We start from the raw sequence: 7,341 nt of genomic DNA, 5'->3' as shown, positions 1-7,341 counted from the left end.
GCCGCCGGTGCGGCCCGGCGGGTGGCGGGGGCCGAGCCGGGATCGGGCGGGGAGACCGGCACGCCCCGTGCGGGCGGCGCTCCGGTGGTGGGGGCCCCGGCGGTGGGCGCCCCGGTGGTGGGGGCCTCGGCGGTGGCCGCGGCCGCCGAGTACGCCGAGCGGGTCCTCGCTCTGGTCGACGCCGAGCGCGCGAAGGCCGGCTGCCGGCCCCTGCGCCGCGACAGCCGCCTCCGGAGCGCCGCGCAGGGGCACGCCGACGACATGGCCGCGCGTGGCTACTACGCGCACGACAACCCCGAGGGGCGCGACGCGGGCGACCGGATGGCGGCGGCGGGCTACGACTGGCGCACCTGGGGGGAGAACATCCACCGCGGGCCCCGGAACGCCGCCCGTGCCGTGCGGGACTGGATGGCCAGCTCGGAGCACCGCAAGAACATCGTGAACTGCGCGTTCAAGGACATCGGCGTGGGGGTGAACCTCCGCTCCAACGGCCCCTGGTGGGTCCAGAACTTCGCGGCTGCGGGCTGACCCGCCGGCCCCGCCGCGGGGCGGTCGTGGTGGAGCACCTGCCCGGGGCGGGTGACGCGAACTCACCGGCGCTGTGTGCGGTGGCGCGTGTACTCGGGGCTGGTTGCGGTGGGGCGTGTGCCTGGTGCTGGATGCGGGAGCGCTCTCGCCCGGGGCCGGTTGGGGCCGGGTGGGTACCCGGGGCTTGACGCGGCTGGGCGCGTGCCGTGCTGGAGGCGGGCGCGCGCTCACCGGCGCTGCATGCGGTCCGGCGCGTGCCCGGTCCTGCGAACAGGCGGGTGGGTAACGGCGTTGCGCCGTCGGCGGCGCTCACCGTCGCTGGAGCCGGGCCGCCCGCGCGCCGATGTCCGGCAGCTTCGCGTACAGGGCGGCGCCCGGACAGCGCGTGGGGTAGCCGTCCGAGTGGCCGCCGACCACCGGCAGCACCGCCTTCGTCCCCTTCGGGAAGCGTGCCTCGTCGTTCGTGGACACCAGGGTGACGCTGCCGCGCGGGTCGGGGCCCCGGGGCCCGAGCTTCCAGGCGACCAGCCGCGCGATGGCGTCCAGCATCGGCTCCGGCACCGTCTCGCCGTGCGGGAAGGTCCCGATCGCGGCGATGCCGACCGTCCCCTCGTTGAACCCCTTGGTGTGTGCCCCGATCACGGGTCGGCCGACCCCGCCCGCCCGGCCCTCGTAGATGGTGCCGCACGCGTCGACGAGGAAGTTGTAGCCGATGTCGTCCCACTGCCTGCCGTAGGCGTGCCCCGCGTACAGGTCGCGCAGCGTGTCCGGCACGGTCGCGCAGTCGTAGCCGTTCGGGGTGCTGGTGTGGTGGATGACGGCGGCCTTAACGGACGGGGCGTAGCGTGCGTCGGGCGCGGTGTCCACGCTGTCCGCGTGCCAGGCCCGGCGCGGCACGATGGCGGGCCGCGGGCCCTGGTGGCGGACCTGCTCCGTCCGCCCGCGCTCCGGCGGCGACGTGGCGCTGCCCAGCAGCGCCCCGGAGGGGTTGAGCCACAGTGACGTGGCCGCGAGGAGCACGAGCACCGCCAGCGCGGCGGCGCTTCGGTACCGGCGCCTCCGCGTCAACTGCATGCTCCACCCTCCGCTCGTGGCACGCGGCCGCGGGGCGCCCGCGCCCACCGCCGGCCGGGCCGTCACCGCCATCGTCCCCGGGCGCCGGCTCCCGCGCCCGCCGGACTGCTCCGAGTGGTTACGTCCCGGCCGGCTTGCGGGCCAGCAGGCAGGCCTGCGGTGTGCTCTCCGTCGCGTACGCCTCGCGCAGCAGCCGTGCCTCCACGCCGAACCCGGCCTCCATCAGCAACCCGGCGAGCCGGTCCGGGGACCACCGGTGGAAGTCGAGCGCGACGGCGCGGCCGAACGCCTCGGTCAGCCGCAGGGGCTCGTCACCGACCTGGAAGGCGAGCAGCAGGCGGCCGCCGGGGGCGAGCACCCGGTGGAACTCCGCGAGCACGCCCGGCACATGCTCCGGTTCGACGTGGATGAGGGAGTACCAGGCGACGAGGCCCCCGAGCGCGCCGTCCGGTAGGTCCAGGTCGGTCATCGAGCCCTCGTGGAAGCGCAGGTCCGGGTACGCGTTCCTGGCGACCGCCAGCATGCCGGGCGAGAGGTCGACGCCGAAGACGTCCAGCCCGAGGGAGCTCAGATGGGCCGCCACCCGGCCGGTGCCGCATCCGACGTCGGCGACCCGCCCGCCGCCGGTGCTTCGCACACCCCCGGCGAAGGCGGCGAGCATCGCGCGGTCCAGCGGCTTGGCGTCGAGGTCGCCCCGGACGTACTCCTCGTAATCGGGGGCCATGGCGTCGTAGGACGCACGGGTGTCGCGCAGGAGGCGTGGCTCGGTCATGGACGACGACCCTAGTGGCCGTCGGACCGGCCGTCGTCGCGGGGCGATTGTCAGTAGTGCCTCCTACCGTTCAGGAAGTGGGACTCGCGGAACAGGCCGCGGGATCCGTCCCGGGGAGGGGTCTGCCATGTCGACGACGTCGACGACGTATCTGGAGCTGTCACAGGACGGCGGCGGGGCGCACAAGTTCTACGAGGTAACGGTGGCGGGCCAGGTGGTGTCCGTGCGCTACGGACGGATCGGCGCCGCCGGACAGACCCAGACGTCGACGTTCGCGACCCCGCAGAAGGCACAGGCCGCCGCGGCGAGGAAGCTGGGCGAGAAGGTGCGCAAGGGGTACGCGCCGGCGGTGCCGGGGCAGCGCGCGCCCCGGGCGGTCACACGGCGTCAGGTCTCCTCCGCGCCGTCCACCGCGCGGGCGGTGGCGCCGGTGCTGTGGCGGTTCCGTACGGGGTCGTCGGCGTTCGGCATCCACGTCGACGGCGACCGCTGCTGGGTCGGCAACCAGTCCGGGGACGTGTACACCCTGGACCACGCCGGTGAGGTCCTCGCCCGGTACAGCCTGCCCGACGGCGTCAAGTGCCTGGTCGCCGACGACTTCTGGATCTACGCGGGCTGCGACGACGGCCGGGTGTACGACCTGTCGTCGAAGCTGCCGTTCGCGGCGTACGACATCGCCGCGGACGTGGACATCTTCTGGCTGGACATCCACGAGGGCGTGCTGAACGTCGCGGACCGCGGCGGACGCCTCACGGTGATCGACCACGAGGACGAGCACCAGTGGGCGCGCGGCGGCCGTGGCGAGCACGCCTGGATGGTGCGCGCCGACGACCGCGCCGTCTACCACGGCCATTCCCGGGGCGTGACGGCCTACGCCCCGGACGGCGGCGGCGAGTTGTGGCACACGCCCACCAGGGGTTCGGTGCTGTTCGGCTGGCAGGAGGCCGACGCGGTGTACGCCGGCACGGGGCACCGGGTGGTGCAGAGGCTCTCCAAGGCCGATGGCGCGCTGGAGGCGACGTACACCTGTGACAGCGCGGTGTACTCGTGCGCCACCTCGCCCGGCGGCCGGTTCGTGTTCGCCGGGGACGCCGCGTCGTCGGTGTACTGCTTCGACCGGGACGGCACCCGCCTGTGGAAGCTGGGCACGGGAGGCGGCTCGGCACTGTCGATGCAGTACCACGAGGACCGGCTCTACCTGGTCACCACGGACGGCTCGCTGGTGTGCGTGGACGCGAGCGAGGCGGCGGTCACGGCCGCCCAGCAGGGCACCGTGCCGGTCGCCCGGGACGTGAAGCTCGCCGCCGCGCTGCCCACGTACGCGCCGGCCACCGCGGTCGCCTCGGTGACGGCCGTGACGGCCGCGCCCGCCGGAGCGGTGGTCGTGGAGTGCGTCCAGGAGGGCGGCCGGACGCGCGTGCACGTGGTGTCGGACGGCTACCAGCGCTCGTGGAACGTCCAGTTCCCCCGCGCGATACGGGAGCCGGGCGCGCGGTACGTCGTGGACGCGCTGCACGCCGCGTCGGGGGGCTTCTACCGGGTGCGGGGTGACATCAGGAGGCTGCTGTGACGGACGCGGGGTTCGAGGCGGCGACGGGGGACGGGCCCGCTCTGCCGGCGACGGCCGGGGCGGCGGAGCGCAGGGCGGCCGAGGTGCGGGTGGCGTTCGAGGGGTTGTTGCAGATCCGGCGTCTGACCGGCACGGCCGGCGGTGAACCGGCCGCGGTGCCGGCGGTGTGGGAGCGCAACCGGCCGGTCAGGGCGGTGGCCCTGGCGCTGGAGGCGGCTGGGATCGCGCCCTCGGCCGTCGACGGGGAGGGGCGACGCGTGGCGACGGGGTACCGCGTGGGCCCGGGGGAGGGGACGGGGGCGGTACGGGTCGAATGGGTGGGCCCACCGGGGGGCGGGGCGGCCCAGGACGAGGAGAGCGCCCTCGGCGAGTGCGCCAGGGTACTGGGCCGTCTTGGCTGGGAGGCCTTGCTGTACCGGGGCCCGCGCAAGCGCCGCTTCCTGGAGGTGGAGTCGCTGCCCGGCGGCGGGCCGGCCGGCCGGTGAGGGGCTTGCTCCCGATGGGAGGCTCCCTCCCGGTGGGGTCCGTGCGCCCGGTGGGTTCGCCCGGTGGCGGACCGGCGCTCCGGTGGCGGCCGCCCGCTGAAGGGCGGGGCGGAGCACGGGGGGCCGCGCGGCCACTCACCCGGACGGCGCACCACCACCGCCGTCGGACGCGCCACGGGGTGAGAGTGGAACGGTAGGTATCCGACTCCGTCCCGCCCGGGAGCCCCCATGAACGCCATCAACCGACGCGATCTCGGCCTGCTCGTCCTGCGCGTCGGCACGGGAGCGGTGCTCGCCGCGCACGGGACCCAGAAGCTGCTGGGCTGGTTCGGCGGGGGCGGCCTGGAAGGCACGTCCAAGGCGATGGAGGCGATGGGCTTCCGGCCGGGACGCCGGAGTGCCGTCGCGGCGGGGCTCGGTGAGGCGGGCGGCGGGGCACTGCTCATGCTGGGGTTCGCCACCCCCGCCGCCGGGGCGGCCGCGGCCGGCGCGATGGCGGGTGCGGTGGCGGTGCATGCCCCGGCCGGGTTCTTCAACCAGTCCGGGGGCTTCGAGTATCCGGCCTTCCTCGGCTTCACGGCGGCCGCCATCGGCGTCACCGGCGCCGGCCGGTACTCGGTGGATCACGCCACCCGTCACCGCTTCGACCAGCCCTGGACGGTGGCGGCGGCGTTCGTCGTCAGCGCCCTGTCAGCGGCGGCCGTGGTGGGCAAGCGAGCCATGGAGCAAGGCGCCGAAGCCGCCGAAGCCGGTGACGGCAGCGGCGGCGGGGCCGGTGCCACCGGCGGGGCCGCCTGAGCGGCTCGCTCCCGGTCCGTGCCGGTGGTCCGACCTGTCTCTCCGGTCACCCGGCGGGCGGACGGACGCGACCGGCCCGGCCTGACGGGGTCACCGCTTCGACCAGCCCTGGACGGTGGCGGCGGCGTTCGTCGTCAGCGCCCTGTCAGCGGCGGCCGTGGTGGGCAAGCGAGCCATGGAGCAAGGCGCCGAAGCCGCCGAAGCCGGTGACGGCAGCGGCGGCGGGGCCGGTGCCACCGGCGGGGCCGCCTGAGCGGCTCGCTCCCGGTCCGTGCCGGTGGTCCGACCTGTCTCTCCGGTCACCCGGCGGGCGGACGGACGCGACCGGCCCGGCCTGACGGGGGCTGAGGGTCACCAATAGTGCCGCCGTCCGCCGACCGCGTGCCCCACCGCGCCCAGGATCCACAGGACCGCGCCGATGACAAGCAGGATGACACCGATGGTCCACAGAATGTTGATTCCGGCGACCAGGCCGATGATGAGCAGGACAAGACCCAAGATGATCATGACGCCTCCGATCAGGAGAGTCCCACTACACACCGTCTCCCCTGTCACAGCGTGGCCAAACCGCCCAAATCACCTCTAATCGCCCGGCGGGCTGCTACGTTTCGTGGTCGACCGGCCATCGTGTGACGTCCAGGGGAGTGTGCGTGAAGATCGCCTGTGTCGGCGGTGGGCCCGCCGGCCTGTACTTCTCGATCCTGATGAAGCTGCGGGACCCGTCCCACGACATCACGGTCTATGAGCGTGATCCGGCAGGCTCGACGTACGGCTGGGGAGTCACCTACTGGGCGGGCCTGCTCGACGCGCTGCGCCGCCACGACCCGGTCTCCGCGGACGCCATCGCCGACACCTCGGTCCGGTGGAGCGACGGTGTGGCGTACGTCCGTGACCGCTCGACCGTGCACCACGGTGACCAGGGGTTCGGCATCGGCCGCCATGCCATGCTCGACATTCTCGCGCGCCGGGCCGAATCCCTGGGCGTACGCCTCGAGTTCGGGCACCCGGTCTCGGATGCGACCGGCGTGACCCACCCGACCGGCTCGACCGGCCTGACCGACACGGTCGACCCGACCGGCGCGGATCCGGCCTTCCCCGGACCGTCCTTCCCCCGGCCTGCCCTCCCCGGGCCGTCGGCCGCCGAGCCGTTCCGCGCCGCCGATCTGGTGGTCGCGGGCGACGGGGCCAACAGCCGGCTCCGTGCCCGCCACGCGGCTCACTTCGGCACCCGCGTCACCACCGGCCGCAACAGGTACATCTGGCTCGGCACCACCAAGGTCTTCGACGCCTTCACCTTCGCCTTCGTCGAGACGGCGCACGGCTGGATCTGGTGCTACGGCTACCGGTACGGCGAGAACCGGAGCACCTGCGTCGTGGAGTGCTCGCCCGCCACCTGGACGGGTCTCGGTCTCGACCGGGCGAGCCACGCCGACAGTCTCGCCCTGCTGCGGCGCCTCTTCGCCGAGCCGCTCGACGGCCACCCGCTGATCGGCCACCCCAACCCCGACGGCGGTGCGCGCTGGCTGAACTTCCGCACGGTGACCAACAGGACCTGGTCCCGGGGCAATCTCGTCCTCCTGGGCGACGCCGCCCACACCACCCACTACTCGATCGGCGCGGGCACCACCCTGGCCCTGGAGGACGCCATCGCCCTGGCCGACGCCCTGCACGGCACCCCGCACCTCCGGCCCGCCCTCGCCCGCTACGAGCGGGAGCGCCGGACCGCCCTGGTGCCCGCCCAGAGCGCGGCCCGCTACAGCGCCCGGTGGTACGAGAACCTGCCGCGCTACATGAGCCTGGAGCCCCCGCGGATGTTCGCCCTGCTCGGCCAGCGGCACTCCCCGCTGCTGCCGTACGTCCCGCCCCAGTTGTACTACCGGATCGACCGGGCGGCCGGGCGCGTCGAAGCGCTGCGCACCCTCAAGCGCCGCCTGGGCCCCGCGCTGGCCAGGGCTCTCCACGGCCGGCGGTAGCCCCGCGCGGTCGGTCGCCGCGCCGGCGCGAAGTGCGGGAAAACCGTCGGTTCACGCCCGGCCGGTGAACAAATCATGACGTGATCATGACCGGAAAGAGCGGGTCTCCGGCGGGACCCGGACCGCCCGGCCGTCCGCGCC

9 protein-coding genes are annotated in these 7,341 nt (G+C 74.7%); 6 read left to right on the top strand and 3 right to left on the bottom strand.

Features of this window, described 5'->3' with window-relative positions; translation table 11 throughout:
- Positions 1–528 (top strand): CAP domain-containing protein (locus ABD347_RS18055; protein WP_344362345.1); only part of this gene is annotated, 528 nt, incomplete at its 5' end.
- Between the two features lie 309 nt (positions 529–837).
- Here the strand turns inward: ABD347_RS18055 and ABD347_RS18050 are convergent.
- Entirely contained in the window at positions 838–1,602 is a 765-nt protein-coding gene (locus ABD347_RS18050; protein WP_344362343.1) for a peptidoglycan recognition protein family protein, read from the bottom strand.
- Positions 1,603–1,720: 118 nt separating this feature from the next.
- A complete protein-coding gene (locus ABD347_RS18045; protein ID WP_344362342.1) occupies positions 1,721–2,374 on the bottom strand; it encodes a class I SAM-dependent DNA methyltransferase in 654 nt (217 codons plus the stop codon).
- 127 nt (positions 2,375–2,501) lie between these two features.
- Here ABD347_RS18045 and ABD347_RS18040 point away from each other — a divergent pair, with 127 nt between their 5' ends.
- From ABD347_RS18040 to ABD347_RS18025, 4 genes are all read left to right on the top strand, one after another.
- Positions 2,502–3,944, top strand: a complete 1,443-nt coding sequence (locus tag ABD347_RS18040) for a WGR domain-containing protein (RefSeq protein WP_344362340.1) — start codon at positions 2,502–2,504, stop codon at positions 3,942–3,944.
- Positions 3,941–4,429: a hypothetical protein gene (locus ABD347_RS18035; protein WP_344362338.1), complete on the top strand. Its 489-nt coding sequence runs from the start codon at positions 3,941–3,943 to the stop codon at positions 4,427–4,429. The genes ABD347_RS18040 and ABD347_RS18035 overlap by 4 nt, the downstream gene beginning before the upstream one ends.
- A gap of 228 nt (positions 4,430–4,657) precedes the next feature.
- Positions 4,658–5,227 carry a DoxX family protein gene (locus ABD347_RS18030; RefSeq protein ID WP_344362335.1) on the top strand — a complete coding sequence of 190 codons (570 nt, stop codon included), beginning with the start codon at positions 4,658–4,660 and terminating at the stop codon, positions 5,225–5,227.
- A 115-nt stretch (positions 5,228–5,342) separates the two neighbouring features.
- On the top strand, positions 5,343–5,480 hold the full coding sequence (locus ABD347_RS18025) for a hypothetical protein (RefSeq protein WP_344362333.1): 138 nt from the start codon (positions 5,343–5,345) through the stop codon (positions 5,478–5,480).
- A 98-nt stretch (positions 5,481–5,578) separates the two neighbouring features.
- Here the strand turns inward: ABD347_RS18025 and ABD347_RS18020 are convergent, their stop codons facing one another.
- Positions 5,579–5,749, bottom strand: a complete 171-nt coding sequence (locus ABD347_RS18020; protein ID WP_344362422.1) for a DUF6131 family protein — start codon at positions 5,747–5,749, stop codon at positions 5,579–5,581.
- Positions 5,750–5,877: 128 nt separating this feature from the next.
- Here ABD347_RS18020 and ABD347_RS18015 point away from each other — a divergent pair, with 128 nt between their 5' ends.
- Entirely contained in the window at positions 5,878–7,200 is a 1,323-nt protein-coding gene (locus ABD347_RS18015) for an FAD-dependent monooxygenase (protein ID WP_344362330.1), read from the top strand.
- Positions 7,201–7,341 lie beyond the last annotated feature (141 nt).

The sequence above is a fragment of the Streptomyces gobitricini genome (genome assembly GCF_039532985.1).
GTDB classification, from domain to species: Bacteria; Actinomycetota; Actinomycetes; order Streptomycetales; family Streptomycetaceae; genus Streptomyces; species Streptomyces gobitricini.
This window is presented reverse-complemented; position numbering and strand designations above follow the sequence as displayed.